Annotated in this window: 28 protein-coding genes; 18 read left to right on the plus strand and 10 right to left on the minus strand. The window is 40.6% G+C overall.

Annotated elements, in window-relative coordinates:
- Nucleotides 1-15: 15 nt before the first annotated feature.
- The 3 genes from NST57_RS05235 to NST57_RS05245 all read left to right on the plus strand — a co-directional run bounded on the left by NST57_RS05235 (nucleotide 16) and on the right by NST57_RS05245 (nucleotide 4,164).
- On the plus strand, nucleotides 16-2,802 hold the full coding sequence (locus tag NST57_RS05235) for an ATP-binding protein (RefSeq protein WP_341298187.1): 2,787 nt from the start codon (nucleotides 16-18) through the stop codon (nucleotides 2,800-2,802).
- 62 nt (nucleotides 2,803-2,864) lie between these two features.
- On the plus strand, nucleotides 2,865-3,818 hold the full coding sequence (gene yhaM / locus NST57_RS05240; protein WP_007497151.1) for a 3'-5' exoribonuclease YhaM: 954 nt from the start codon (nucleotides 2,865-2,867) through the stop codon (nucleotides 3,816-3,818).
- 109 nt (nucleotides 3,819-3,927) lie between these two features.
- Nucleotides 3,928-4,164 carry a sporulation YhaL family protein gene (locus NST57_RS05245; RefSeq protein WP_142154666.1) on the plus strand — a complete coding sequence of 79 codons (237 nt, stop codon included), beginning with the start codon at nucleotides 3,928-3,930 and terminating at the stop codon, nucleotides 4,162-4,164.
- Nucleotides 4,165-4,223: 59 nt separating this feature from the next.
- Here NST57_RS05245 and NST57_RS05250 read toward each other — a convergent pair whose 3' ends face one another.
- Nucleotides 4,224-5,099 (minus strand): peptidylprolyl isomerase, encoded by an 876-nt coding sequence (locus NST57_RS05250; protein ID WP_073415420.1) that lies wholly within the window; start codon nucleotides 5,097-5,099, stop codon nucleotides 4,224-4,226.
- Between the two features lie 161 nt (nucleotides 5,100-5,260).
- Between NST57_RS05250 and NST57_RS05255 the strand changes: the two genes are divergently transcribed.
- Together NST57_RS05255 and NST57_RS05260 are read left to right on the plus strand one after the other, a co-directional pair.
- Nucleotides 5,261-5,347, plus strand: a complete 87-nt coding sequence (locus tag NST57_RS05255) for a YjcZ family sporulation protein (RefSeq protein ID WP_008361129.1) — start codon at nucleotides 5,261-5,263, stop codon at nucleotides 5,345-5,347.
- A gap of 145 nt (nucleotides 5,348-5,492) precedes the next feature.
- Nucleotides 5,493-5,582: a YjcZ family sporulation protein gene (locus tag NST57_RS05260; protein WP_017360317.1), complete on the plus strand. Its 90-nt coding sequence runs from the start codon at nucleotides 5,493-5,495 to the stop codon at nucleotides 5,580-5,582.
- 53 nt (nucleotides 5,583-5,635) lie between these two features.
- Here NST57_RS05260 and NST57_RS05265 read toward each other — a convergent pair whose 3' ends face one another.
- On the minus strand, nucleotides 5,636-5,821 hold the full coding sequence (locus tag NST57_RS05265) for a hypothetical protein (protein WP_142156148.1): 186 nt from the start codon (nucleotides 5,819-5,821) through the stop codon (nucleotides 5,636-5,638).
- A gap of 82 nt (nucleotides 5,822-5,903) precedes the next feature.
- Entirely contained in the window at nucleotides 5,904-6,422 is a 519-nt protein-coding gene (locus NST57_RS05270; RefSeq protein ID WP_007497155.1) for a DUF3267 domain-containing protein, read from the minus strand.
- Between the two features lie 234 nt (nucleotides 6,423-6,656).
- On the opposite strand from NST57_RS05270, the gene NST57_RS05275 reads away from it, so the two are divergent.
- Nucleotides 6,657-7,001 carry a YhaI family protein gene (locus tag NST57_RS05275; RefSeq protein ID WP_007497157.1) on the plus strand — a complete coding sequence of 115 codons (345 nt, stop codon included), beginning with the start codon at nucleotides 6,657-6,659 and terminating at the stop codon, nucleotides 6,999-7,001.
- On the opposite strand, the gene NST57_RS05280 is transcribed toward NST57_RS05275, so the two are convergent.
- Together NST57_RS05280 and NST57_RS05285 are read right to left on the minus strand one after the other, a co-directional pair.
- Entirely contained in the window at nucleotides 6,979-7,593 is a 615-nt protein-coding gene (locus tag NST57_RS05280; protein ID WP_341298188.1) for an HTH-type transcriptional regulator Hpr, read from the minus strand. The genes NST57_RS05275 and NST57_RS05280 overlap by 23 nt on opposite strands.
- A gap of 187 nt (nucleotides 7,594-7,780) precedes the next feature.
- The gene (locus NST57_RS05285; protein ID WP_007497160.1) at nucleotides 7,781-8,137 is read right to left on the minus strand and encodes a YtxH domain-containing protein; all 357 of its coding nucleotides are present in this window, start codon (nucleotides 8,135-8,137) and stop codon (nucleotides 7,781-7,783) included.
- A gap of 128 nt (nucleotides 8,138-8,265) precedes the next feature.
- On the opposite strand from NST57_RS05285, the gene NST57_RS05290 reads away from it, so the two are divergent.
- Entirely contained in the window at nucleotides 8,266-8,457 is a 192-nt protein-coding gene (locus NST57_RS05290; protein ID WP_008348888.1) for a hypothetical protein, read from the plus strand.
- 253 nt (nucleotides 8,458-8,710) lie between these two features.
- Here the strand turns inward: NST57_RS05290 and NST57_RS05295 are convergent, their stop codons facing one another.
- The 3 genes from NST57_RS05295 to NST57_RS05305 form a co-directional block, all read right to left on the minus strand.
- On the minus strand, nucleotides 8,711-9,229 hold the full coding sequence (locus NST57_RS05295; protein ID WP_341298189.1) for a tryptophan transporter: 519 nt from the start codon (nucleotides 9,227-9,229) through the stop codon (nucleotides 8,711-8,713).
- Nucleotides 9,230-9,354: 125 nt separating this feature from the next.
- Nucleotides 9,355-10,434, minus strand: coding sequence for a 3-phosphoserine/phosphohydroxythreonine transaminase (gene serC, locus NST57_RS05300; RefSeq protein WP_341298190.1), 1,080 nt, complete (start codon nucleotides 10,432-10,434; stop codon nucleotides 9,355-9,357).
- Between the two features lie 158 nt (nucleotides 10,435-10,592).
- Nucleotides 10,593-11,021 (minus strand): HIT family protein, encoded by a 429-nt coding sequence (locus NST57_RS05305; RefSeq protein ID WP_008348883.1) that lies wholly within the window; start codon nucleotides 11,019-11,021, stop codon nucleotides 10,593-10,595.
- Nucleotides 11,022-11,508: 487 nt separating this feature from the next.
- On the opposite strand from NST57_RS05305, the gene NST57_RS05310 reads away from it, so the two are divergent.
- The 4 genes from NST57_RS05310 to NST57_RS05325 all read left to right on the plus strand — a co-directional run bounded on the left by NST57_RS05310 (nucleotide 11,509) and on the right by NST57_RS05325 (nucleotide 15,505).
- Nucleotides 11,509-12,249, plus strand: coding sequence for an ABC transporter ATP-binding protein (locus tag NST57_RS05310; RefSeq protein WP_008348877.1), 741 nt, complete (start codon nucleotides 11,509-11,511; stop codon nucleotides 12,247-12,249).
- The gene (locus tag NST57_RS05315; RefSeq protein ID WP_341298191.1) at nucleotides 12,242-13,462 is read left to right on the plus strand and encodes an ABC transporter permease; all 1,221 of its coding nucleotides are present in this window, start codon (nucleotides 12,242-12,244) and stop codon (nucleotides 13,460-13,462) included. The genes NST57_RS05310 and NST57_RS05315 overlap by 8 nt, the downstream gene beginning before the upstream one ends.
- Nucleotides 13,463-13,508: 46 nt before the next feature.
- The gene (locus NST57_RS05320; protein WP_341298192.1) at nucleotides 13,509-14,216 is read left to right on the plus strand and encodes an EcsC family protein; all 708 of its coding nucleotides are present in this window, start codon (nucleotides 13,509-13,511) and stop codon (nucleotides 14,214-14,216) included.
- 99 nt (nucleotides 14,217-14,315) lie between these two features.
- Nucleotides 14,316-15,505 (plus strand): IS3 family transposase gene (locus tag NST57_RS05325; protein ID WP_445818773.1). Its coding sequence is split into 2 segments (ribosomal slippage): nucleotides 14,316-14,604 and nucleotides 14,604-15,505, totalling 1,191 coding nucleotides; the frame shifts between segments, so codons are not numbered across the junction.
- Nucleotides 15,506-15,558: 53 nt separating this feature from the next.
- On the opposite strand, the gene NST57_RS05330 is transcribed toward NST57_RS05325, so the two are convergent.
- On the minus strand, nucleotides 15,559-16,746 hold the full coding sequence (locus NST57_RS05330) for an amidohydrolase (protein ID WP_142154678.1): 1,188 nt from the start codon (nucleotides 16,744-16,746) through the stop codon (nucleotides 15,559-15,561).
- 150 nt (nucleotides 16,747-16,896) lie between these two features.
- Here NST57_RS05330 and NST57_RS05335 point away from each other — a divergent pair, with 150 nt between their 5' ends.
- The gene (locus NST57_RS05335; RefSeq protein ID WP_341298193.1) at nucleotides 16,897-17,184 is read left to right on the plus strand and encodes a hypothetical protein; all 288 of its coding nucleotides are present in this window, start codon (nucleotides 16,897-16,899) and stop codon (nucleotides 17,182-17,184) included.
- 61 nt (nucleotides 17,185-17,245) lie between these two features.
- Here the strand turns inward: NST57_RS05335 and NST57_RS05340 are convergent, their stop codons facing one another.
- The gene (locus tag NST57_RS05340) at nucleotides 17,246-17,731 is read right to left on the minus strand and encodes an antibiotic biosynthesis monooxygenase family protein (RefSeq protein WP_007497177.1); all 486 of its coding nucleotides are present in this window, start codon (nucleotides 17,729-17,731) and stop codon (nucleotides 17,246-17,248) included.
- 127 nt (nucleotides 17,732-17,858) lie between these two features.
- Between NST57_RS05340 and NST57_RS05345 the strand changes: the two genes are divergently transcribed.
- The 6 genes from NST57_RS05345 (at nucleotide 17,859) to NST57_RS05370 (ending at nucleotide 26,712) form a co-directional block, all read left to right on the plus strand.
- On the plus strand, nucleotides 17,859-19,994 hold the full coding sequence (locus tag NST57_RS05345) for a transglycosylase domain-containing protein (RefSeq protein WP_341298194.1): 2,136 nt from the start codon (nucleotides 17,859-17,861) through the stop codon (nucleotides 19,992-19,994).
- A gap of 124 nt (nucleotides 19,995-20,118) precedes the next feature.
- Nucleotides 20,119-21,177 (plus strand): uroporphyrinogen decarboxylase, encoded by a 1,059-nt coding sequence (gene hemE / locus NST57_RS05350; protein ID WP_341298195.1) that lies wholly within the window; start codon nucleotides 20,119-20,121, stop codon nucleotides 21,175-21,177.
- Between the two features lie 32 nt (nucleotides 21,178-21,209).
- Nucleotides 21,210-22,148, plus strand: a complete 939-nt coding sequence (gene hemH / locus NST57_RS05355; RefSeq protein WP_268439710.1) for a ferrochelatase — start codon at nucleotides 21,210-21,212, stop codon at nucleotides 22,146-22,148.
- 22 nt (nucleotides 22,149-22,170) lie between these two features.
- Nucleotides 22,171-23,583, plus strand: a complete 1,413-nt coding sequence (hemY, locus tag NST57_RS05360; protein ID WP_341298196.1) for a protoporphyrinogen oxidase — start codon at nucleotides 22,171-22,173, stop codon at nucleotides 23,581-23,583.
- A 176-nt stretch (nucleotides 23,584-23,759) separates the two neighbouring features.
- Entirely contained in the window at nucleotides 23,760-24,338 is a 579-nt protein-coding gene (locus tag NST57_RS05365; RefSeq protein WP_200831208.1) for a TetR family transcriptional regulator, read from the plus strand.
- Between the two features lie 64 nt (nucleotides 24,339-24,402).
- Nucleotides 24,403-26,712 carry a YhgE/Pip domain-containing protein gene (locus NST57_RS05370; protein WP_341298197.1) on the plus strand — a complete coding sequence of 770 codons (2,310 nt, stop codon included), beginning with the start codon at nucleotides 24,403-24,405 and terminating at the stop codon, nucleotides 26,710-26,712.
- Nucleotides 26,713-26,748 lie beyond the last annotated feature (36 nt).

A 26,748-nucleotide genomic window follows, 5' to 3' on the forward strand; every position in this document is an offset into this window, starting at 1 on the left:
AAAAGGAGAGACATGATGAAAATACGTTCACTCCATATTGCGAATTTCGGGAAATTTTCCAATCAAACCTTCCACTTTTCTGATGACGGTTTTCAGTTAGTTTATGGCCTGAATGAATCGGGGAAAACGACATTAAAGGCGTTTATTGAATCGATGTTATTTGGTTTTTCAAAAATCCATATGTATAAGCCAAAGCATGGCTCATTTTATGGCGGGTCTCTTACATGTTTAGATGAGGAATTAGGTGTGATTCATATTGAAAGAACATCTGATCATGGCGGCCAAGCTCAGGTGTTGCTGCCAAATGGTGAAGTGAAAGATGAAGCGTTTCTACATGCGATGTTAAAGGGAACGGATCGCAGATTATACCAATCGATCTATTCTTTTGACGTGTTTGGTCTGCAAAATGTACAAGCATTAAATCAAGATCAAATAGGGGAATTTCTACTCTTTTCAAGTTTGTTTGGCTCAGATGCGGCATCCAAAATGGACAGCAGGCTGCTAAAACAGCAGGAGCAGCTTTTTAAACCGAATGGACGTAAGCCTGAATTAAATCAGCAGCTTGAACATTTAAAAGAGCTGTCAGGTAAATTGAAACAGGCCAAATTGGCAGAAAGCCGTTATACCGAAAAGAAAAAAGAACAAGCTGAATTAACCGAGAAAATAGAAATGCTTCAGCATGATATGAGACAGACTGCAGAAGAGATTCAGCATTTGACTGAACATATTCGGCTTTATCCTATGATAGAAAACAAGATAGAGTTAAAAAAAGATTTGGCTAGTTATCCAGAACGAGTCAAACGGTTTAGACCGGAAACCACGCATGAACTTGATAAATTAGAATCACATCTTCACCCCAAAAAGGCGCAAGTGACGGCACTGAAACAAAAATTAGATCATTTGCAAACGTCGCTCACGCAAGTTCAGCCACTCTATGACAAGGATACGGTATTGGAGATGAAGCGAGTCATAGCTGAATCATCTGATGCTGAACTTGTGAAGAAACGCTTAGCAGAAAGGAAAACAGAGCAGAATTCTTTGAAACAAAAAATAGAAGAAGCATCAGCGAAGCTAAAGTGGCAGCGGCCAATCAAGCTTGATCAGCTGGATGATTCACTTGACTTTGAGTGGGAATTAAAGGAGGCTGTGAGCCAATACGTTCGTTTAATGGATAGGAAAACGCAGCTCGATGACCGGTTTGATCATGCAAGACATGAGCTGGAAGAAGCGGAAACCGCTCTAAAAGGATTAAAGGAACAGCCCGTTAAACAGCAAGGTGCAGAAGATGTCAGGGGCACAAGGGCTACAGTGGAACAGAATCATTCCAGAGCGGGGTTATTCCCGCTGATGTTCGTGCTATGTGCTGTCATTCTCACGATCTTATTCGTTTTAGCAGAGAGCTGGGTGACGTTACTGTTTGCAGGATTTTCCGTATTTATCTTGATAGCGATTTATCCAGTGCTTAAACAGACTCAGATGAGGGAAGTCGACGACAGTAACGCCTATCATTCCCTTCACGTTCAAACAGCTTCAGCTGAAACGCTAGTGAAGCAAAAGGGGCTTCTATACGAAAGAATGATACAGCAATATGAAGACTGGGAGCGAGAACTGGAACCTGTACAGCAGCAAGTAGAAGATATGAGAAGGCAGCTGGGTTTGTCCTCAGAGCTCTCATTCCTTGTGGAAGCTTTCCATATCTTGAAACAATTAAAAGCGAATACAGCGGCTTATGAGGCGCTTAACAAGGAAATAGAGATGCTCACACATCAGCAATCGACCTACGAGCAAAGAGTTTCAGCGCTCATGAGTCTCCTTCAAAGAAAAGAAGGGACCATTCAAGAGAATATCTCAGCCTTTCAAGAGATATTGAAAGATGAGGAAAAAAGAGAAAAAGAACGTCAGGCACTGCACGTATCCATTCAACATGTAGAGCAGCAGCTGACAACACTAGAAGGAGAAGTTCAATATTATGAAAAACAAACGGACGAGCTTTTTCGTCATGTAGAAGCAGAGTCAAAAGAAGATTATCATGTCCTATCTCATCTATCCAAAGAATACCGGGAGCGACTGTACAATTTGCAGCAGCTGAACCAAGAGCTGCACAGAAGCGGTTATGTAGATGAGGAAGAGGGCATTGCTCGTAAAGGTTTACGCACCCTTGAGGAGCAGTGTGCACAAGCAAATAGACGTCTGAATGACATGCAAGAGAATGTGACGAATATGAAAAAACGCTTGGCAGAATTAGCAGTGGAAATACGCCAAATAGAAGCATCAGGTACGGTGTCTGATTTGACTCATCAGCTTGCTGTAGAGCAGGAGCAGGCAAAGCACCTAGCGAAAAAATGGGCGGCTATTCAACTTGTTCGTTCCGTCATTCGAGAGAAACTCAATGAGCATAAAGAAACGAGGCTGCCAGCACTCCTCCAAACAGCTTCCCGGTTTATTCAGCCGTTAACGAATGATCGATATGAAGTGATTTTATTTTCTGCCGAAGATGACCGTCTGATTGTGAAACGGAGGGATGGACGCCTATTCCGCCCGGAGGAGCTTTCACAAGCAACATGTGAGCAAATTTATCTCTCGATTCGTTTTGCACTTGCTTTGTCCCACCAGCAAGATTGTCAGCTTCCATTTATGATGGATGACAGTTTTGTTCACTTTGATCATGTCCGTCTAGACAGGGTGCTGGAGCTGATGAATGAACTCACTCGTTTTGAAACACAGCTGTTTTATTTCACTTGTCATCATTATATGAAACAAGCAGCGGAAGACGGGCAGATTACGAGTTTAGCAGTGGAATGATTGACAAATTATGACTTATGTTATACTTATATGAGCAGAAACATGGAAGGAGCATTTATTGAATGGCTAAAGGGATCATGACCTATGACGTCGGCGAACAAGTTGACCTGCATTTATTAATTAAATCATCTACTAAAGGGATTGCGAGTAATGGCAAACCATTTTTAACGTTAATTCTTCAAGATCAAAGTGGAGATATTGAGGCGAAACTATGGGATGCAAAGCAGAATGATGAACTCACATATGCCGCGCAAACCATTGTGAAGGTAGTGGGTGATATTCATCATTATCGCGGAAGGAATCAGCTGAAGCTTAGGAATATACGTCCTGTTGCTGAAAACGAGCAAATCCGCATTGATGATTTTCTAGAAACAGCTCCTATTCCAAAGCACGATATGATGGATACCATCATGCAATATATTTTTGATATGAAAAACCCTAATATTCAGCGTGTCACAAGACATTTGCTGAAGAAATATGGACAGGAATTCGCTGATTACCCAGCAGCTACGAAAAACCATCACGAGTTTGTTTCGGGTCTTGCCTATCATGTGGTATCGATGCTTCATTTAGCGAAATCCATTGTTGATTTATACCCATCACTTGATCGAGATCTTTTATATTCTGGGATCATTCTACATGATTTAGGGAAAGTCAAAGAACTTTCGGGTCCTGTCTCCACCACATATACAGTGGAAGGGAACTTAATTGGCCACATTTCTATTATGGTGACAGAAATTGCGAAAGCCGCAGAGGAGCTTGGCATTGATTCTGAGGAAATTCTGATTCTGCAGCATTTAGTACTGAGTCATCACGGAAAAGGGGAGTGGGGCAGTCCTAAACCACCAATGGTGAAGGAAGCCGAAATTCTCCACTATATAGATAATTTAGATGCAAAAATGAACATGATGGATCGTGCGCTTGAGCATGTGAAGCCAGGAGAATATACAGAGCGTATTTTTGCACTAGAGAATCGTTCGTTTTATAAACCAACCTTCCACAATGAATCATCATGATAAAACGCCCGTTTGATGCGGGCGTTTTTTTTTCATAACTTGTCTTCTTTTTGCATAAGCATGTAACACGAAGGAAGAGAGATTGGTCCTAAAAAAGGAGGCGAAGACAATGTTATTTTTTCCATGGTGGGTATATGCATGTATCATTGGTATTATCTTTTGTGCCTATAAATTAATGACGACAGCCAAAGAGGAGCAAGAGATTGATCAATCCTTTATTGAAAAAGAGGGAGAAATCTTTATCGAACGAATGGAGCAGGAAAGAGAGCGTAGACGTCAAGGACAGCAAATGGAAATGAAACGATCTCAGGAAACGGCGAAGCATGAGGACCATTCGATTGCATAACCAATAAGAATACAAACAACCCCTCTACAAAGTCATGTAGAGGGGTTGTTTTGCGTTCATTATTGGTTTGTTGTTTGTTGTGTGGTTTCCTCAGATTTTTCTTTGAATGTATTTTCAAGTTCCTTATCTTTTACTTTCACATCAGCATCTTTCACCAATTTGTTTAAGATCGTTTGAATTTCATTGTTGTCTGCTTGTTTTTGATCAAGCAGTTCTTTTTTCAAGTCTGCTTTCATGTCATCGTATTTACCGCGTTCTTCGGTCTTTTTAATGATATGGTAGCCAAATTGTGATTTTACTGGTTTGCTGATTTCATTTACTTTTAGTTTGAAGGCAGCTTTACTGAAGTTCTCATCCATTTGACCATCTTTTGCGAACCAGCCTACATCGCCGCCTTGTGCTGCTGAAGCGGTGTCAGTTGAATATTCAGATACAAGGTCATCCCATTTTTCGCCTTTATCTAATTTCTTTTCTACTTCTTCAGCTGTTTTCTTATCAGCAACTAAAATGTGGCTTGCGCGGATTTTCCCTTTCAGGTCATCGTAATACGCTTTCACTTCTTTATCAGTGATTTTGATGTTAGCTTTGGCAGCCTTTTGAGTCAGCAGCTCGTATTTCACTTGATCTTTGATGTAGTCTTTCCCATATTCATCTTGAAGCTGTTTTAAACGATCTTCACCGAGTGTCTTTTTATATTCTTTCAGTTTCTTTTCAATTTCTTTATCTGATACTTTGTATTTGTCAGCAAGAACCTTTTGTTGAACAAGTAGGTTTAAAGCATCTCCACCTGCTTGTTTCTTAAGTGTTGTGTAAAGCTCTTCTTTTGTGACATCTCCTGATTTTGTTGTTGCGATCACTTCTTTATCACCGCTACTGCATGCGCCAAGAGTTAAAACACTTACTGCTGTTACAGCTGCTAAAGCCATTTTTTTCATTCAAAAAACACTCCTAATCTTTCCAAATTATTTATCATTGCTTGTATCATAACATATTGTGACATGCTGTAAAAAGAAATGCAAATGGGAGGGCATTCGTCTAGTCAAATTTTTGCGACCAACATACACATATATTGATCACAAAAAGGAGGCTGAATTATATGGGAGCAGGATATTCTAATGGGTTTGCTTTATTGGTCGTGCTATTCATTTTGCTGATCATCGTTGGTGCAGCATATCTTTATTAATTAAATCGCTGTTACAGAAAGGAGCCGTCCTGCCATGCGTGCGGGCGCTTCTTTTTTAAAACGATGACAAGTGCCTAAACGTTTTAAAATTTTCTGCATACACTGAGCTTAGAACAGAGGAAGAACTGGCAGGAGGTGTTTTCACATGGGAGGAGAAGTCTTTGCTGGCGGTTTTGCACTAGTCGTCGTGTTATTCATCTTATTGATCATTATCGGTGCATCTTGGATTTGCTAATAGATCATCATACACAAAAAGCTGCCATCAAACAGGCAGCTTTTGCTTTGAACTTAAATAGAAATGGTAATTTCAACAAATGATGAGATCAGTAAGATCAGTATCGATACATTGATAAAGCGAAACACCTTATCTTGCCGTTCTTCAGGAATCTCTCTGACAAGGCATAATGTATTAGTAAGCCTGTTTATTGAATACACAATAAACGCGGCAAAGATGATGAAGTAAAATAAAACTATCGGAGATCCCCCCTCTCTATGCTATTCCCATACTACATTACCAAATTTTTTATGAAAAAGATAGAAGTTGGCTTTAAAAACCTCATGATGAGGAAGTTGGGTCAACTAAAATATCAAACTCGTCTTGGGCTTGATCAATGATGCATGATTTTGGCGCTTTTAGCAGTTTCCAAGCAAATAAAAAGTCAGGCAAACAATAGCCTGCATGAATACTTGCGATCATGATAAAATAGTGTGCGTACATTGGAAATGCCATTCCTAAAACAAAGTAAACAGGTGAGATGACACAAAACGGGCTGAGCAGTGAGAAAAGCATCACTCTCTTAGGCACGCGCTGCCAGCAATTTCGTTTAAATAACGTCATTTTTTTCTTATGTTTCATGACTGGGATCAAGTGAACCACGCGGTGGACAAGCAATGTCGCAAGTAAAAGCACGACAAAAAGTGGTGCATTGTGACTGCTGAGTCTCGTTTCAGGATGAGTCAGTTGAAAACATAAAAATGCCATAATGAAAAAAAATACAGTAAGACATATGGCTGAAATCATCATTCTCGTATAACCATAATCCTTTTCAAGATTAATGGTCTTCCAACAATTCATTTTTCATCCTTCCAATCTCAAAAAAACTAATTGAATATCTCAAGATAATTTACTCTTCCTGAGGATAAAAATCAATGGTTTTCAAGAAAAAAAATAAATTGTTACATTCATATGGATTAAAGAGAGGAAACTTTGGGTTTTTCAAGAAAAAAAGACATAAGGGGGAGGTTCGTCTCTTTCGTCAATGAGTAATTTCGGCTAAAATAGAATGACTAAGAGAAAGAGGGAACGTACATGAGTATTGAGGAACGAATGAGCCAGCTCGAATATTATATGGAACTGTTACTGACGGCGACAGATATGAGCCGTTATCCATATTATGCGCTATTGATCCGGCAGCGTGTATCGAAAGAAGAGGCAAAGGACATTGAGCGTATTTGTGCTGAGCTCTCAGATGAAATGGACAAGCAAAAAGCACAAGGATATGTCATGTTCGACGATCTCCTTGCGCTGTTTGCGGGACAGTTAATTGAAAAGCTGGATGTTCATGAGACGATTTTTGCTTTGCATGATCAAGGGCTGTTTCAGCCGTTAATGAATGAATTTATAAAGATCATTAAACAATTTGATTTGCTTTAGCCGCTTTTTCCTCTGCTGAGTCTTCAAGTTCTTCAGGCTTTTTCGTGACTTTCCCACGTTCATTCAAAAAGTCCTTCTCAATGTTTGAAAACGATTTCTCAAAAATCTCCATGAAGTCCTCACCATAAATGTTTCGGATAATACACATCATTTCTAAAATTTCAGGGAACTTTCCGTAAATGTCATGAAGCGGCTGTGCGCCTTTGACAATACCAGTTCGGGCCGGGTCATAATCTTCGAGTAGTTTATGGAATGTCTCTTCGCCTTTTGGCGTTAGCTCAATATACGTATTGCGTTTATCGTTTAACTTTTTAGAAAATTTTAAAAGTCCTCGTTCCTCCAGTTTCTTGGAGAAGTTAAACGCCGTTGATACATGCATGACGCCAAACTTTGCAATTTCTGATATTGAAGCTCCTTTTAATTGATACGCAATCCACAAAATATGATGTTCATTGATATTTAGGTTATACGGTTTGATCCACTGCTGCCAGTCCTTTTCAATGGATTTCCAAAGAGCTTTGCTCAATTGGGCCATTCTTTGACTGAATAAAAGTGCTTCTTTTACATCGAAAGGCTGTTCCGAATGATTCATCCATTTCACCTACTTCTCTTTTTCTTGTAATTCTATTATGCCAATAAAATAAAGATTAATAAAGCTGAAAATTCAAGAATTTTTAAAAGTCATGAAAAACATTGACAAAATAACCTTTTTTCAACAAAAAAAGTGCGGGATACGCACCCCGCACACTTTTGTAAACGAATATTTTTTTGTGAGTATATTAGTTTTGTAAGGTTTTCTCCAGTTGTTTAAGCTTTTCCTCAATTTCCTGAATTTCCTTTTGTAAGTCCTGCTGATGAGGTTTGATTTCCTCGCGCCATTGCTGTATCGATGTTTGTAATTCAGTTCCGACCTCTTTAATGACCTCAGCACTTTCTTTTGCGGTTTCAACAATCTGCTCTTTTAAAGCTTGTCCATCTCTTTTTAATCTTGTCAGCGTATCTTCGAATTTGTCATAGCCGTCTTTCATCTTTCCGCGTACATCTCTGCCAGAAGAGGGAGTCGTCAGGAGCACTGCCGCACCTCCGAGGAGACCGCCTACAAATAATCCTGTTAATAAAGAACGTCCACTAGCCATTCCAATCACCTCTAGTCAAATTTTACACATTCGCATGTTCTCTCTGAGCTGACGATCAGCTTCATTGAACTTCCATACATAGCTTGCTTTATTTTAGCATACTTTTGAAGAAAAGGGAGGGGAGAAGGTTGTCTGTCTTTCTGTTCGTTTTTACGTGTATGTGTGTGATTTTCGCAGGTGGTTCTATTCATTATGTAAGGCAGCTTGGGTATGCCGGGTCTTATCCGCCAAAACATGTATTAAGACAAAAAGCAATTGTGTGTGCAGCAGGTGCAGGGATTTCGCTCTCCATTTTGCTGCTTACCCTTTTTCTTTTATAGAAGCATGAAAAAACCTCTTCATCCAATGAAGAGGTTCCAGCATGTAGACAAACCCTCGCATTCGCCCGCAGTCCTGCGTGCAGGTGCTCACGAATGTCAAATTCGCTCCGCGTCAGTACTCGTCCTTCCTAGACTTCAAGGGCTTTCAATCATGCTGAAAAGAAGACAAAGGGCTAAAATAAAGAATCATTTTAGCCCTTTGTCAACGATATGAAAAAAACCTCTTCATCCAATGAAGAGGTTCGGTTATTCGTTAAGCGACTTCAATCATTCTTGCGCGCTTTAATATGGACTGAGCAATCGGGTAGACAAATACCATAGCTATCGTATTTATCACAGTTGCTGGCAGGACAACACCTACAAGAAGTGCTGGTAACGCAGCCGGCAGTCCAGTAATCAGTAAAGCGGCAGATAGGAAAATCACGCCCGATACGACGGTCCCAACAGCGGTGAGTACAGCGGTCAGAACGACTTTGTTCTTGATCTTCAGGCAAGATAAGAAAAGGGCTAAGAAGATAAAGGCTGTCACCGGTTTATCAATCATATTTGGAATTTGTCCGCCTGGAAAACCTGTTGTCAAAGCGGAAATGACCCCAGTGACTAGGGCGATCACAACGACATGCTGTACCTTCGGAAAAAGGATGATGCTTAAAAACATCATGACCAGCATCATATCAGGTTTCATTCCGAAAAAGATGGGCGGGAAAATCGTATGCAAAACAGCTCCCATTGCTGCAAGCAATGACATAATCACTAATTCTTTTGTTTTCATTTCTATGCTCTCCTCTGCTAAGCTCTTAGAACTCTCCAATAATATGGCTGATCATTTATTGCAAGAGTCATAACTTTATATTTCTCGTTATTATAACAAATTTATTTCACGATAGAAAAGCCTTTTTACTCATTTTCTTGCTGGAACTTTTTCATAAAGTCCGCAAGCTTTTGGCAGTCTTCTATAGAGACGGCGTTGTAAATAGAGGCTCTGCATCCGCCAACAGAACGGTGGCCGGCGAGTCCAACCATTTGTTCTTGTTTTGCTTTCTCCACAAAGGATGCAGTGAGTGCATCATCACGCAGGGTAAACGTGACATTCATATGCGAACGGCTGTCAGCACGTGCATGTCCTTTGTAAAAACCGCCACTTTGGTCAATCGCATCATATAGAAGCGCGGCTTTCTGTTCATTGCGTTTTTCCGCTGCTTCTACGCCGCCTGCCTGTTTTACATGCTCAAGGACAAGGGACAGCATATAAATCGCAAAAGTTGGTGGTGTGTGATAAAGAGAATTGGCTTTGGCATGTGTTGAATATTTTAATATTTTAGGTGTGCCGCTTTTTTCTTTCTCTAATAAACGTTTGTGCGCGATTACAATCGTGATACCAGAAGGCCCTAGATTTTTCTGTGCCCCGGCATAAATGAAATCAAATGAAGACACGTCTATTTTTTTGCTGAGAATATCACTGGACATGTCGGCAATAAGCGGGAGTGACGTGTTCGGGAACGTTTTCCACTGAGTACCGAAAATGGTATTGTTCGATGTGATGTGCAAGTAAGCACCGTCATTTAAAACGGAAGCATCTACATCTGGAATATACGAATAGTTGTCGTCTTCACTTGAGGCAAACACTGATGTTTCACCAAACCCTTTTGCTTCTGACAAGGCTTTCTCTGACCAAGCACCTGTTTGGATGAAATGAGCCGTTTCGCCTTCATGTAAGAAGTTCATCGGAATCATTGCAAATTGAAGACTTGCCCCGCCTTGTAAAAAGAGGACCTCATAATCTTCTGGAATGTCCATCAATTCTACCAAGAGTGCTTTCGCTTTATTGTGGACTTCTTCATACTCACCGCTGCGATGAGAAAGTTCCATCACAGACATCCCGGTTTGTTTAAAATCAACAAGTTCTTCCTGTGCTTTTTGAAGCACTTCTAGCGGCAGCGCCGCCGGACCAGCATTAAAATTCGTCGTTCGCTTCATCACAATCTCTCCCTATTTCTCGCGTTAATGGATCAAAAGATAAAACCATCCTATCACAAATTTGAAGCATTTGGACAAAAAATTTGAATCGTCCTAAATATCTTACGATTCAGAGGATAAGCTCAGAAAAGAGGTGAAAAAAAGAAAAACCTCATCAATTAAGATGAGGTAAGGCGCGTATGGATGGCAGAAGAAATATCTTTTAAATCCTCTGATGTATATTGATCTTGGTGAGATTTCCATACGGCACCAAAGCCATCGCCTTTGCCATAGCGAGGAATGATGTGCATATGGTAATGGAACACAGATTGACCAGCTTTTTCACCGTTGTTGTTCAGAAGGTTTAAACCAATTGGTTCAAATTCTTGTTTGATCGCTCTGGCGATTTTTGGAATCGCTTGGAAGTAATGATTAGACACTTCTGGTGTCATGTCATAAATGTTTTCTTTATGTATTTTCGGGATTACAAGGGTATGTCCTTTCGTTACTTGGCTAATATCAAGAAAAGCCAATACATGCTCATCTTCATATACTTTTGCACATGGAATGTCTCCATCAATGATCTTGCAAAAAATGCAGTCGCTCACGCCATGTCACTCCTCATTATTTTTCTTTATCGTATCACAAAAAGAAGTAAAAAAGAAAACAGGACAAGCGAACTCCTTTGGTCGCTCATCCTGCTCCTGCAGAAGAAATGCTGATGCTTTCATTTGATATGCCTTTTGAATTCTCTATTTACTGAAATAAAGAATTCATATGCCTGCTATTTCTGCCGTAAACACCTCATTTGACGTTTTGGTTCGTCGTATACATATTTGTATAGGACACAAAAATCAAGAATCAGTGAAGCAAAACAGAAGCTAAGGTTTTTAGATGAAAAACCAATTTGTCATGCGGTTCATTGCCTTTAACAAACACCTCATTTACGTATTGGTCATCAAGTTCATTTCTTCTACATACATTATGATGACCAGTATGCCTATATTTTATTCATGAGTTGTCTATAGGTAAACATTTCAAATTGTCTTTCGTTTTTGGTACTATAAAGGAAAAAAGAAAGAAAGGAACGAACTGATGTCCCTTCTAACTGTAAAAGATGTAACGGGTGGATATACAAAGAATCCCGTTCTGAAAAATATTTCATTTGAATTAGAAAGAAACCAAATCGTTGGTCTCATTGGCTTAAACGGGGCGGGAAAAAGTACAACCATTCGTCATATTATTGGATTAATGAAACCTCATAAAGGGGTAATTGAACTGAACGGACGAACCCTTCAAGAAGATCAAGAGGCGTATCGTTCACAATTTACATTTATTCCAGAGACACCTGTCTTATATGAAGAACTAACATTAAAAGAGCATTTAGAGCTGACAGCAATGGCTTACGGCCTTTCAAAAGAACAATTAGAAGAACGTCTGCCGTCTTTGCTGAAGGAATTCCGAATGGAGAAGCGATTGAAATGGTTCCCTGCTCATTTTTCTAAAGGGATGAAGCAGAAGGTGATGATTATGTGTGCGTTTCTTGTGGAGCCAGAGTTGTATATTATCGATGAGCCGTTTTTAGGGCTTGATCCGCTTGCGATCAACGCACTATTAGAACGTATGAATGCGGCGAAACAAAATGGCGCAAGTGTTCTGATGTCAACGCATATTTTAGCCACAGCGGAACGTTATTGTGATTCCTTTATTATTTTGCATGAAGGGGAAATTAGAGCGAAAGGAACACTGACAGAACTAAGAGAGCAGTTCAACATGAGAGATGCGACACTCGATGATCTTTATTTGGAATTAACAAAGGAAGAAAGCTATGAGTAAAACAACGCAAACCATTTGGAAATCACGATTAGAAGAACACGTACAAGAAACAAGAAAATATTTAAAATATATGTTCAACGATCATCTTGTGATTGTGCTCATTTTTTTCCTTGCAGGCGGGGCGAGCTGGTACAGTAATTGGCTGAAGCATATTCCAACTCATTTCCCATCCTATTGGGTCATGGCAGTTGTTTTCTCATTGGTACTGACTAGTTCTTACGTGCGAACGTTGATCAAAGAGGCAGATCTTGTGTTTATGCTTCCTTTGGAAGCTAAGATGGACCCTTATTTAAAACAAGCGTTTAACTTTAGCTTCATTTCTCAGTTATTTCCTTTGATTGCCGTGTCCATTATTGCACTTCCGCTATATTCGGCTGTCTCCTCAGGCGATCTGATGCTATATGTGCTCATTTTGGCGCAAATGATCTTAATAAAAGGTCTGAATACAGCAATTCAGTGGAGAATCACTTATTTTCAAGGGAAACATGTCAGATGGATTGATGCAGTGATTCGTTTTCTGCTCAATACAATGTTAATGTATACCGTTTTACAAGCAGCTTATGCCATTGCCATCGTTTTTTATCTTTTATATGCTGTCTATCTCATTTATCTAACAAATGCAGTAAAAAAACAGCCCTTTCAATGGGAATTGCATATTTCTGATGAGTTAAAACGAAAACAGCGTTTTTACCGCTTGGCAAACTTATTTACGGATGTCCCTCATTTAAAGAAACAAGTGAAAAGAAGGGCGTATATGGACTGGGTCTTGCAGTTTGTCCCTTATGAACAGCGTAAAGCTTTTTCTTATATGTATGTGAGGGCGTTTTTACGTTCAAATGACTATTTTGGTCTTGTGTTTAGGTTAACGGTCGTGTTTGTGCTCATCCTCTTGTATACAGGTGCAGCAGGCTGGGTGGGGGCATTACTTGTCTTGTTTACAGTCTTTATCACAGGTGTACAGCTTGTCCCGTTAACAAAGCACTTTGCTCATCTGTCGCTACAGGCACTTTATCCTGTGTCTCAGCAAGAAAAAGATCGAAGCTTTTTTGTTCTCGTACGAAATGTACTCATCGTCCAGTCAATTTTACTGAGCTCCGCCGTTTTCCCAGCAGGTGGATGGAAGGGAAGCGGACTTGCTCTTCTCATTTCATTGGTATTTGTGCTTGTCCTATTCAAGCCTTACGTACAAAGTAGATTAAAAAAGATGAGATAAGCATTTTTTACAGCGTGTGTATGATGTCATCAAGGAGGGAACCGGGATGAATGCAGCTGAACGGGAACTGTATGAAGAGGCCATTCTTTTTCAAATGCGTTTTTTAAGAAAACCATCCAAGATCGAGCGGTTTTCAAAAGGCGTTCAGCAGCAAGTGAATCGCCGAATCCCTGCTCGATTTCATCAAGTCATCACAAGTGCAGTGAAAACAATGGTTGAATCCACCGTATCAGGAAGCCATTTTACTTCATTTACAGTCATTGATGAACAATTGTCTATTGTAGAGCGAAATGAGCTGGCAAAGGAAAAGGTGACATATTATCAAAAGGCTGCTGCGATTGAAGGGATTGGCACAGGTGCGGGTGGATTGTTTCTCGGAATGGCGGATTTCCCTCTCCTTTTGAGTATTAAAATGAAATGTCTATATGAGCTTGCTTGTATATATGGATTTGATTTGTCTCAAAAAGAGGAAAGACTCTTTTTGCTTTGTATTTTTCAACTCGCCTTTTCAAGCAGTACACATCGTCAAAAAATGATGAAACTCATTGAAGAATGGGAAACAACCGGGGAAGAAATGGATTGGTATAGCTTTCAGCAGGAATATCGAGATTATATTGACCTTGTGAAGCTGTTTCAATTAATGCCTGTGGTCGGTGCCGCTGTTGGTGGGGTGGCAAATCATCAGCTGACAGGACAGCTTGGTGAAGTCGCACGCCATGTGTTTCACTTGCGTGTGTTGAAAGAATTGAAATAGAAAAGCCGCTGGCGGGTGATATTATCCCCTCTAAGTAGACAGTGTAAAAAGCCCAAGAACATATCTTGGCTGTTACACTATACTTGGAGGGGATTTTTTATGGCGAGAAAAGGACAACAATTTCAACAATATTCTAAAGAATTTAAGATGAAAGCTGTCAAAATGTACGAAGAAGGAAACAAAAGTTATCAGTCATTGTCTGAAGAATTAGGTATCAAAAGCTCCACTCAGTTAAAAAGTTGGGTCAGAAAATTTCGTGAGGGGCAATCTTTTGAAGATCAAAGAGGAAAACATACAAAGTCAGAAAATCCTTTTAACGGACGTCCCAAGTTCATGTTTAAAAATGTGGAAGAAGAAAGAGATTATTTAAAGGCACAGGTAGAATACTTAAAAAAGCGTTATCCAAATCTACACGGAGAGGATGGATTTTAAAGAATGTGAGGTTTGAAGTTGTTCACGAATTAAAGAGTTTTTTTCCGTTGACATGGCTCGTCTGCATCGCCAAAGTATCACGATCTGGGTACTATAAATGGCGTAAGAATCAAAAGATTCGAATGGAACGACAACTGAAAGAACAAATCCTCAAAGAACACATCATGGCCATTCATCATTCAAGACCCTTCTATGGCTATCCTCGGGTGACAATCGCTTTAAAGAAAGAAGGATTTCGCATCAACCATAAGCGTGTCTACAGGTTGATGAAAGAGATGAACATCCAATCAATCATTCGAAAAAAACGGCGGTATTTCGGAAGACAAGCTTCGGTTGTCCATCCAAACAGATTAAACCGAAAATTTAAAGCCAATCAATACAATCAGCTATATGTGACTGATATTACCTATATCGCTTGCCAGCATCACTTTTATTATCTTTCAGCTATACAAGATCTATACAACAATGAAATCGTCGCATGGAAACTGTCAAAACGAAATGATCTTGAACTGGTCATGGAGACATTAAAGAACTTGACATCCCTGCGGGATGTCAAAGGAGCCCTACTTCATTCAGATCAAGGATTTCAATACACAACAAAAGCATATCAAAAGCGACTAGAAAACGTTGGTTTGAAGGGCAGTCATTCCCGAAGGGGAAACTGCCTGGATAATGCCTGTATCGAATCATTTTTCTCCCATCTCAAAACAGAGAACACTTACTTTTCTTCGTGTCAAACGGAAGAAGAGCTTCATAAAAGCATAGAAGATTACATTCAATTCTATAATCACGATCGATTTCAGAAAAAATTAAACCAGTGTGCTCCGGTAGAATACCGTCACACACTGGCAGGTTAGGCTTTTTATAATTGTCTACTTGACAGGGGTAAGACCAGGGCAGCGGCTTTTTTTCATTCATCGTAGGAAAGGACGGCATGAGCCAGTACCTTTGCTGCGACAGGCATTGCGTTTTCATTTATATCAAATTTCGGGTGATGGTGTGGATATACATCTTGGCTGTTTTCCGGCATAGCGCCTGTGTAGAAGAAAGTACCAGGAACATGCTGAAGGTAGTAAGCAAAGTCTTCTCCGCCCATTTGGGTTTCTGCTTCTTTTACTTCTGTGACTCCTTCTGTCTGTTTGGCTATTTCAGCTATATATTCAGTTGGCGCAGGGTGATTTTTGACAGCAGGATAGCCTCTCACATATTCATAGGTGTAGGATGCATCGTGCATGTGGCAGACGCCTTTCACCACCTGTTCAATTTCACGTTCAATGACATGGCGTGCACTCTCTTCAAAGGAACGTGCAGTACCTGTTAGCACGGCCGAATCTGCAATGACGTTAAAGGCATTTTCAGCGACAAATCCCCCAACAGATACCACCGAAGAATCAATCGGGTTGACTTTACGGGCCACGACCTGCTGAAGATTGGCCACAATTTGTGAACCGATGAGTACGGCATCTTTCGTCAAGTGCGGCTGTGCGCCATGTCCACCTTTACCTTGTACTTGAATAGAGAAACGATCGGCGGCTGCCATAAAGTTCCCGCTTTTATAAAGAACAGTGCCGCATGGTTCTGAAGACCAAAGGTGAGTGCCGAAAATGACGTCAACACCGTCTAAACAGCCATCCTCAATCATTGGTTTCGCACCGCCGGGGGCATATTCCTCAGCGTGTTGATGAATGAGGACGATTTTTCCTTTTAATTGATCTCGGTGCTCGTGTAAGATCTTCGCTAAGACGAGAAGTGTAGCTGTATGACCATCGTGACCGCAAGCGTGCATGACACCAGGTTTTGTTGAACGGTAAGGTACATCCTTTTCATCATGAATGGGAAGTGCATCAAAATCAGCTCTCAGTGCAATGGTCGGTCCAGGGGAAGCTCCTTCAATAAAAGCGAGTACACCATGTCCGCCTACATGTGTGCGTGTTGGAATATGTAATGTGTCATAATATTGAGCGATGTAAGCAGCTGTTTCCTCTTCCTGAAAAGAAAGTTCTGGATTCATATGGAGATGGCGTCTAATTTCAACCATTTCCTCATAATGTTCATCAAGACGTTCATTGATCCTTTTGTGTAAAGTGGATACTGTCATTGATCCGAAAACCTCCTTTAGGCTCTTTTACTGATTGTATGGTAATTGTTAGAATCTTTCAACAGAAGAGGATGTCGAGAATGACAGAAAAGGTCATTTTACATAAAAGTCGAAGGTTAAGTTATGAAGCTTGAAAAAGGGGGAGTGGCATTGGGAAGCTGTCCAAATTGTTCAAAAGCATTTTCTTTCGTCGAAAAATTTCATTTATCGCATACGAGAATGATGCTTTGTCCAAGCTGCCGGCATCAAATCAATGAAACGTTCGTTTCGAAGATGAGCTTTTTGATGATTTGTTTGATTCCACTATTGGTACTACTTATTCAGATGAAAGGTGCTTCACCTATGTTAAAATGGCCAATCTTATTGGGATGGATCTTGCTGAATTTTTATGTACTTCAGCCAATCATTCATCGGTACGAGCTTAGAGAAAAGCGTTGAAAGCCCAGCAGTAGAAGGGCTTTTTTTTATAAAAAAAAGAAGTGCGAAAAGCAGCACTTCCTTAATGGTCTATGACGGCATGATAGGATGTCAGATAGGCAGGACGAGAGAAGATGGAGCCAGTATCCTCGTGCGGCTGAAAGAAGGCTTCTGACTCTTGAAAGTCTTGAAATAGGTCTTCAGATTCCCAAAGGGTCAAAATCAAGTACACTTCTTCATCCTTTTTTGGTCTTAACACACGAAGCGCCTGAAAGCCGCGCTGGTGCTCTGACATGTTTGTTTTTTTCTGAAAGGTGGATTCAAAAAGTGCTCTGCTTTCGAGCTTTACAGGGATATGATTCAGCGTGACAAAGCCAGATTGGACGAGCTCACCTTTTGTATAAATCACATCATAGGCATGGGGTGCTTTAAAGACTGTCTCACCCTCCGTTTCGTGAAAAAGAGCCGCTTGTTCCTTACCGACCGTATAAAGCAGATTTTCAAGATGATGTTTTTTTGCGATTTTTTGCAAAAAGTCTGCTGTTCCATATGTAATATAGAAATTCATCTAAACCGCCTCCTGCTTGATAGTATAACAAAAGAATGATATATAATTCTTTGGTAGTCAATCCATAAAACATATTATGAAGCAATACATCCCATACTATCCGTATAAAGGAATGAGGTGACCTAATTTGAAGAAAAAGAAGATAATCATTCCATTAGTCATTGCAGGAAGTACAATCGTGCTTTCATTTATTGGCTATCTGACCATTTTATTTTTAGGACATTATGTCATAGATGAGAAGAAGCTCGTTTTTCATGCTTCCTCGAAAATCATTGATCAGAATGGAAAAGAACTCACAAGCATGTATTCAGAAAATCGGGATCCCGTGTCATTAAAAGAAGTCCCGGATAAAGTCGCGAAAGCTTTTGTTGCTGTAGAGGACAAGCGCTTTTATGAGCACCATGGAATTGATGCACAATCTATTTCAAGGGCGGTTTATCGAGATATATTAGCAGGTGGAAAGGTAGAAGGCGGCAGTACCATCACCCAGCAGCTCGCCAAAAATATTTTTCTCACAAATGATAAAACGTTTCTCCGAAAAACAAAAGAAGTCATTATTGCAATTAATTTAGAAAGAGATTATTCAAAGGACAAGCTGCTTGAAATGTATTTGAATCAGCTTTACTTTGGTCATGGCGTCTATGGAATCCAAGCAGCGGCCAATTACTATTTTAGTAAAGATGTAAAAGATCTCACTGTCAGTGAAGGAGCTACACTTGCTGCCATGCCAAAGGCACCTTCAACGTATTCCCCTGTTCTACACCCAGATAAAAATAAACAAAGACGGGATACCATCCTGAATTTAATGAATGAACAAGGATATTTGTCTTCTACAGAAACAGTTGAAGCAAAAGGAAGAACACTTGGCATTCACTTAAAAAAGAAATCAGAAACCCCTTGGGTGGACAGTTATGTAGATCTCATGATTAAAGAAGCAGAATCACAGTATTCGATTTCGCATGAACAATTGCTTCAAGGCGGCTATACCATTACGGTACCAATCGATATGAATTTGCAAAAAGTTGCCTATGAAGCGATGAAAAACAATCGTTATTTCCCGGGAAAAAGCGGATCACCTGAAGGCAGCGCTGTGTTTATTGACAACGCATCTGGTGGTGTAAAAGCAGCAATAGGCGGACGAGAATATCAGGCAAGAGGCTATAACAGAGTCACAGCTGTTAGACAGCCTGGTTCTGTCTTTAAGCCGATCGCGGTATATGGTCCAGCGATGCAGGAGAAAAAATTCAGACCGTATTCACTGCTTGAAGACAAGGAAAAAAGCTATGATGGCTATTCTCCAAAGAACTACGATGGACAGTACGAGGGCAAGGTCACGATGGTAGATGCCTTAATGAAAAGCAAAAATACAGCTGCTGTATGGACGTTAAGTCAGCTTGGCATCGATACGTCTAAATCCTATCTTGAGAAAATGGGGATGGATATTTCGGATAAAGGACTTGCCATAGCGCTTGGTGGGCTAGAAAAAGGGGTTTCTCCATTGCAGATAGCTGGAGCATTTCATACATTTGCAAATGAAGGCGTCTATAAAAAGCCGTTCTTCATTCAGAAAATCACGAATGATGATGGAGAAACCGTTGAAAAAAATCGAAACAAAGAAGAACGAGTGTTTAGCGTACAAAATGCTTGGAATATGACAAGAATGCTTCAACAGGTCGTCAAAGGCGGGACCGCTCAGAGTGGATCATACGCTGGAGATTTGGCTGGTAAAACAGGCACAACTACATATTCCGGTGTCAAAGGGGCAACGAAAGATGCTTGGTTTGCTGGCTACACGCCTAGTACAACAGGGGCAATCTGGATGGGGTATGACAAAACGGATAACAGTCATTATTTAACTGGCGGCAGTCAGTATTCAGTGCAGCTAATGAAAGATATTTTAACGACAGCCCAAATAACCAATGAAACATTCCAAAAGCCAGAGGGGATTAAAGAACTTCAATCGCCAATCCATTTAGAAGGACTGTCAGGCTTTGAAGCACGGTATGCATTTAAAATCAAAGGGCTCTTTACATTGGAGCTCTCATGGGATGAACAGGAAGACAAACGCGTTGAATATCGTATTTATGAAAAGAGAAATGGAAGCGAGACCCTGATCGACTCAGTAACAGGAACAAACAGCTACACAATGCCGTATGCGAATGTGTTTTCAGATGCGCAGTATAAGGTTGTTCCATACAATACTCAAACACAAGAAGAAGGCGAAGGTAGTGCTTATATCAAGCCAGAGGCTTTTGGACGTTAATATTCGGCGATTTTTTGAACATTGAGCCGCTTTAGTATACCGAGCCTTGAAAAAGCGGTATAGTAAAAGCAGTGTTTGAGCCTTATACAAAGAGAGTGTGAGGCGAAAGGTGGAATGAAAGGTAATGGGAAAAACGAAGGCTTTTAATGACACGTTCTTAAAGGCGTGCAAAGGGGAAAAAACAGACCATGTACCGGTTTGGTATATGAGACAGGCAGGACGCTCGCAGCCTGAATATCGTGCCCTTAAAGAAAAATACGGGCTATTTGAAATTACGCATCAGCCAGAGCTATGTGCTTATGTAACAAGACTTCCTGTAGAACAATATGGTGTAGATGCCGCTATTTTATATAAAGATATTATGACTCCGCTTCCAGCTATTGGAGTGGACGTTGAAATTAAAAATGGAATTGGACCTGTGATTGACTCGCCTATTCGGACAAAGGCAGATATCCAGCGTCTTGGAGAGCTTCATCCTGAAGAAGACCTGCCATATGTGCTTGATACGATCAAGCTGTTAACAGAGGAGCAGCTGAATGTTCCGCTGATTGGTTTTGCAGGTGCACCTTTTACGATGGCAAGCTATATGATCGAAGGCGGTCCATCTAAAAATTATCATAAAACAAAGGCGCTCATGTACAGTGATCCAGAGACATGGATGCTTTTGATGAACAAATTAGCTGATATGACGATCACGTACATACGGTCACAAGTAAAAGCAGGCGTCCGTGCATTTCAAATCTTCGACTCTTGGGTTGGTGCTTTAAATGCAGCAGATTACCGGACCTTTATTAAGCCTGTCATGCAGCGTATTTTCACAGAGCTGAAGTCTGAAAACGTACCAATGATTATGTACGGTGTCGGTGCGAGCCATCTGGCGAAAGATTGGCATGACCTGCCGCTTGATGTCGTTGGACTGGATTGGCGTATGAGTATAGACGAAGCGCGAAAAGAAGGCTTAACAAAAACGTTACAAGGAAACCTTGATCCAACGATTTTACTTTCTCCTTGGGAAGTGATTGAAGAAAGAGCAACAGCGATTTTAGATCAAGGGATGAAATCAGATCAATTCATCTTTAACTTAGGTCACGGGGTATTTCCTGATGTCTCACCAGACACGTTAAAGAAGCTGACTGATTTTATTCACGATTATTCAGCTAAACATAAAAAGACATCCATCTAAATGATTTCAAATGATCAGAAGGAGTGTTGGTTGTGGAGAAAAAGAAAATGGGGCTACTTGTCATGGCATATGGCACCCCATATAAAGAAGAAGACATTGAACGTTACTATACACATATCCGCAGAGGCAGAAAGCCAGAGCCGGAGATGCTGCAAGATTTAAAGGACCGCTACAAGGCAATTGGCGGCATTTCTCCTTTATCAAAAATTACAGAACAGCAGGCAAATGGTTTGTGTGAACATTTGAATGAGATCCAAGACGAGATTGAATTTCATGTATACATTGGGTTAAAACACATCGAGCCTTTCATTGAGGATGCGGTCGCTGACATGCACCGAGATGGCATCACAGAAGCGGTGAGTATTGTACTAGCACCGCACTTCTCCACATTTAGTGTGAAATCGTATAACAAACGTGCACAAGATGAAGCAGAAAAGCTTGGCCATCTGAACATTACTTCTGTTGAAAGCTGGTACGATGAACCGAAGTTTGTGGACTATTGGGTGAAACAAGTGAAAGAGACGTATGCATCCATGAGTCAGAAAGAAAGAGATTCAGCAGTGCTGATTGTGTCTGCACACAGTCTTCCTGAAAAAATTATTGCAGCAGGGGACCCATACCCTGATCAGCTTGCACAATCTGCAAAAATGATTGCTGAAGGTGCAGGAATTGAGCATTATGAAATTGGCTGGCAAAGTGAAGGCAATACGCCTGATCCGTGGCTTGGACCAGACGTACAGGATCTCACACGTGACCTATTTGAGCAAAAAGGCTATAAAACATTTGTATACGTGCCTGTTGGGTTTGTCGCTGATCACCTTGAAGTGTTATACGACAATGATTATGAATGTAAAGTCGTCACGGATGAAATTGGCGCAGCCTACTATCGTCCAGAAATGCCAAATGCGAAACCAGCATTTATTGATGCACTGGCAGCAGTCGTATTAAAGAAGCTTAATGAAAGCAAGTAATCATATAAAAGAAGGCGATCCTATGCATGACAATCAAAAACACCTTGTCATCATTGGCGGTGGCATCACAGGTTTGGCCGCCGCCTTCTATTTGGAAAAGGAAATTGAAGAAAAAGGCCTTCCTATCCAAATATCTCTTATTGAAGCGAGTCCTAGGCTAGGTGGAAAAATTCAAACATTATATAAAGACGGTTATATCATTGAACGCGGACCCGATTCATTTTTAGAAAGAAAGGTCAGTGGACCCCAGCTGGCAAAAGATGTTGGCCTATCTGATCAGCTCGTCAATAATGAAACAGGGCAAGCGTATGTATTAGTCAATGAAACCCTTCATCCGATGCCAAAGGGCGCTGTCATGGGCATTCCAACTCAAATCAGTCCTTTCATTACAACTGGGCTTTTTTCAGTTGCCGGAAAAGCACGTGCAGCGATGGATTTCGTTTTGCCAAAAAGCAAACAGACAGAAGATCAGTCTCTGGGGGAATTTTTTAGAAGACGTGTGGGTGATGAAGTGGTGGAGAATTTAATTGAACCGCTACTATCAGGCATTTATGCTGGTGACATTGATCGCCTGAGCTTAATGTCTACCTTCCCGCAGTTCTATCAAACAGAACAGAAGCATCGCAGTTTGATTCTTGGGATGAAAAAATCACAGCAGCATGCAAAAGCGCAACAAGTGACAGCGAAAAAGCAAGGACAGTTCCAGACAATCAATCAAGGGCTGCAAGCACTTGTTGAAGCGGTCGAAAGTAAACTCAAGCTGACGAAGGTTTACAAAGGAACAAAAGTGACCCAGATCGAAAAAGCCGATGGAGGCTATGGCGTTCAATTAGACAGCGGACAAACGCTTTTTGCGGATTCTGCTATTGTGACAACTCCTCACCAATCGATCTATTCCATGTTTCCAAAAGAAGCAGGGCTTGAGTACTTGCATGATATGACATCGACTTCTGTTGCAACAGTTGCACTCGGTTTTAAAGAAGAGGATGTTCACAATGAATATGATGGTACTGGTTTTGTCATCTCAAGAAATAGTGATTTCTCCATTACAGCGTGTACGTGGACAAATAAGAAATGGCCTCACACTGCACCTAAAGGAAAAACATTGCTTCGTGCATATGTTGGGAAAGCTGGTGATGAATCAATTGTTGAACAGTCTGATCATCAAATCGTTAGCATCGTGCTGGAGGATTTGAAGAAGATCATGGATATTAAAGCAGATCCAGAGCTGACGACAGTGACTCGCTGGAAAACAAGCATGCCGCAATATCATGTGGGTCATCAAAAACAGATTTCGACGATGAGAGAAACGTTTAAGCAATCATATCCTGGTATTTATATCACGGGTGCTGCATTTGAAGGTGTTGGGATTCCTGATTGTATTGATCAAGGAAAAGCTGCCATCTCAGAAGCTGTATCTTATCTATTTTCATAAAAAAACAAACTCCCTTTTCTGTCATGGAAAGGGAGTTTTTCATGTTCGTATGTTTAGAAAAGAGTGGTGAATAATAAAATTGAACAAAGTTGTTGCATCTGAGGAAAAGGATGTGGTATATTACTTTCTGTACTTAATGACCGAAACGTTCAAATAGTCATTTTGGGAGTGAGATCATGAGTGTTGATAGGAGACAAATGATTTTAGATGGAGCTACAAAGGCATTTACCCAATTCGGGTATAAAGCCACGACAATGGACCTTGTAGCAAAGCTTGCCAACGTCGGAAAAGGAACGATTTATACCTTTTTCAAAAACAAAGAAGAGCTGTTCGATGAGATTTTCACTTCACTGTTAATGGAGATGAGGAAAATTGCAGATGAAGCAATAGATGAGAAGAATAGTTTCTCTGAAAATCTTCACTTAGCACTCTTTGCAATATTAGAATTTCGAAAAAACCACCAGCTTACAATTAAAATCTTTCAGGAAAATGCGGAGCTTGGCACGACAGCAGTGAAAGAAATGATTGAAAAAATGGAGCAGATGATCATTCGCTATATTAAAACAAAAGTAAAAGAAGCGGTTGAAAAAGGCGACATTAAGCCCTGTGATCCTGAATTGACGGCATTTGTGATGGTGAAACTATATATTGCACTTATTTTTGACTGGGAAAAGCGATATGAGCCTTTAACAAAAGAAGAGGTCGCTGAATCGCTTGAGCTTTATGTACTAAAAGGACTGTCTGCAACAACATAATTTTTTTTGAGTTCAAATGACCGGATTCTTAATTTAGTCATTCATCAATGGGAGGAAAACAGCAATGAATTTAATTCGGAATCAATGGAAAGACATTGTGACGAGCAAAAAACTACTGATCCCGATTTTAGCTGTCTTATTTATTCCGCTGATTTATAGTGGTGTATTTTTAAAAGCTTATTGGGATCCATATGGTACAGTTGATCAATTACCTGTAGCGGTTGTCAACTTGGATGAAGGTAGTCATTATGACGGCAAAACCCTTCAAGTGGGCGATGATTTAGTGAAGGAATTGAAGAAGAACGATAGTTTTAAATGGCATTTTGTTGATAGTAAAGAAAAGGCCATCAAGGGGTTAAATAACGAGGACTATTATCTCGTCGTCGAGATTCCGAAAGATTTCTCAAAAAATGCGAGTACAGTACTAGACAAACATCCGAAAAAATCGAATCTGAAATATTATACGAATCCAGGCGCAAACTATGCTGCGTCTCAAATTGCGAATAACGCCATTATCAAATTAAAAGATTCGGTTTCAAAGGAAGTCACAGAAAATTATGCAGAGGTCATCTTTGATAACTTCAAAACGATTGCAAAAGGATTAGATCAAGCAAGCGATGGAGCGAAGAAAATTGATGACGGAACAAAAAGCGCAAAAGACGGTAGCCAAAAGTTAAAAGACAATCTGGCGAAATTGGCAGAAGGAACGTTAACGTATAGCGAAGGTGTCCATCAGTTCGCAGGAAAAATGGGTGAACTGAACACTGGCATTCAATCTCTTGATAGCGGTCTAGGTCAGCTCTTAACAGGCTATCAAACGATTGATCAGAAATTTGGTGAGCTTGGCACAGGAATTGATACATTGACCGAAGGGTTAAACACAAGCCGTGAAGGACATGAGCAGCTTTCTTCTAAAATGCCGCAATTCACAGCAGGCATTGAGCAGCTGAACAATAAAGCACAGTCATTTTCAGAAAAAATCACTGCTGTTGAGAAAGTATTGTCTTCACCTGAATTAGCGAATCTAGAAAAGATGGCGCCTAAGATTGATCAGGTGAAAAAAGATGCAAAAACGCTCAGTACCAAACTTGCTTCTTTAAAAGAAGCGTTATCTAATCGAGATGCAAAAGTAAAAAGTATTATTCAAAACAGCTCGATGACAGATGAAGAGAAAAAGGCGGCAATGGATCAGCTAGACAGTCTTCCTACAATCGAACTGCCTGATTTGTCTGGTCTTGAGCAAAGCGTAGCGGCGCTGCAGGAACTGCCTGACGCAAGTGAAGTTCAGTCTGCGGTTGCATCTGCAAAAGCACAGCTACAGCAAGTCAAGCAGCTGCCAGAGAAAACAGAACAGCTGTATACATCGACAGTCGCCATACAAAATGCGATTGATCAAATGACATCCGGTACGAATAAATTGTATCAAGGTGCACTGAAGCTTCAAACGGGCCAAGGAAAATTACAAGATGGCCTGCAAACAGCAAATGGAAAGCTTGATACAGCGAAAAGTGGTGCGGATAAACTGGCAAATGGTTCAAGCCAGCTTAGTGCAGCATTGAATAAACTAGAAAGTGGATCAGCGAGTATCCAAAGCAACTCATCTAAACTGGCTGAAGGGTCAAAATCCCTTGATAAAGGATTAGGTGACTTAAAAAGTGGGACTGGAAAGCTTTCTGATAAGCTAAAAAGCGCTGCAGATGAAACAGGAGACATTGATGCGGGGCAGGACAATTACAATATGATTGCAAGCCCAGTCAAAACAGAGAATGATACAGCGAAAAAAATTGATAACTATGGAACAGGGCTCACACCATATATTTTATCAATGGGACTCTTTGTTGGAGCTCTTATGCTGACTGTTGTATTCCCAATGAAAGATCCTGCTGGACGCCCTAGAAATGCGTTTGAATGGTTTGTCAGCAAATATAGTGTGCTTCTCTTAGTCGGTATCTTGCAGGCAGTGATTGCAAGCTCTATGCTCATCTTTGGACTTGGACTTGAGGTGGAAAGCCTCTGGCGCTTCTATCTCTTTGCGATCATCGTCAGTCTGACATTCCTAGCGATCATTCAGCTTCTTGCGACGACGATGGGGAACCCAGGTCGCTTCATTGCCGTCATTATCTTGGTTCTTCAGCTTGCAGCAAGTGCGGGTACATTCCCGCTTGAGCTTGTACCAAAATTCTTCCAAGTCATTCACAGTCTGCTTCCAATGACGTATACCATCAACGGATTTAGAACGATCATTGCAAGCGGTGATAACAGTTATTTATGGCACCAAGCAGCGGTTCTTGGAACAGTAGCCATCATCATGATGGCTGCAACAACAGCATACTTTGCTTGGAACATAAGAAAAATGAAACAAGAAGAAGCTTAATCGAAAAACCTTTCTCTTTCATGAGAAAGGTTTTTC

The organism is Bacillus sp. FSL M8-0077 (assembly GCF_038050255.1).
Classification (GTDB): Bacteria; Bacillota; Bacilli; order Bacillales; family Bacillaceae; genus Bacillus; species Bacillus altitudinis.